General features: G+C 60.3%; 1 protein-coding gene and 1 pseudogene. Both read right to left on the reverse strand.

Annotated features, from left to right (window positions below; translation table 11 throughout):
• A pseudogene (locus BK660_RS31410) lies at positions 1-153 on the reverse strand (ABC transporter permease); the annotation flags it as partial.
• Between the two features lies 1 nt (position 154).
• Positions 155-708 (reverse strand): ABC transporter ATP-binding protein (locus BK660_RS31415; RefSeq protein ID WP_148057530.1); only part of this gene is annotated, 554 nt, incomplete at its 5' end.

The raw sequence follows: 708 nt of genomic DNA on the forward strand, positions 1-708 counted from the left end.
CCACAACAGCACCAGCAGCGAGCCGAGATAAATCGCGCCAAACCACAGCAGCGGCGGCACCAGCAGCATCGATAAGTACAGGTTCGGCTTGCGGTAGAGCAGGTTGGAAAACCTGCGCAACGGCGGCGATGCAGTCATCGCGAGCGTGCTCATGTCACACCCCGCTCGCCACGGTGTCGTGCAGCGCAATCATCGCTTCCCGCGCCCAACGTGCGCTCAGGCGCTGACCGGTCTGATGCTGCGCGCTGCTGTCGATCCACTGATTGTTGGCGTGGCTGATGCTCAGGGTCTGGCCGTTTTCCAGCTTCAATTCATAACGCGTGGCGCTGCCCTGATACTGGATGTCGTGGAGCAGGCCGCTGACTTCGATTTCGTGACTGGCCAGCGGGCCTTCGGCGAAACGCACGTGCTCGGGGCGAATCGAAAACGGCTGCGGATGACCGCTGATTTCGCGGGCCAGATCGCCACGAATCACGTTCGAGGTGCCGACGAATTCAGCCACGAATGTCGTGGTCGGTTTCATGTACAAATTGCGCGGCGTGTCGACCTGTTCGATGCGGCCCTTGTTGAACACGGCGACGCGGTCGGACATCGACAGCGCTTCCGTTTGATCGTGGGTGACGAAGATGAAAGTGATGCCGAGCTGGCGTTGCAGCTTCTTCAGTTCGCTTTGCATTTGCTCGCGCAGTTTCAGATCGAGCGCGCCCA

This window comes from Pseudomonas brassicacearum, assembly GCF_003732265.1.
In the GTDB taxonomy this organism is placed as follows: domain Bacteria; phylum Pseudomonadota; class Gammaproteobacteria; order Pseudomonadales; family Pseudomonadaceae; genus Aquipseudomonas; species Aquipseudomonas brassicacearum_D.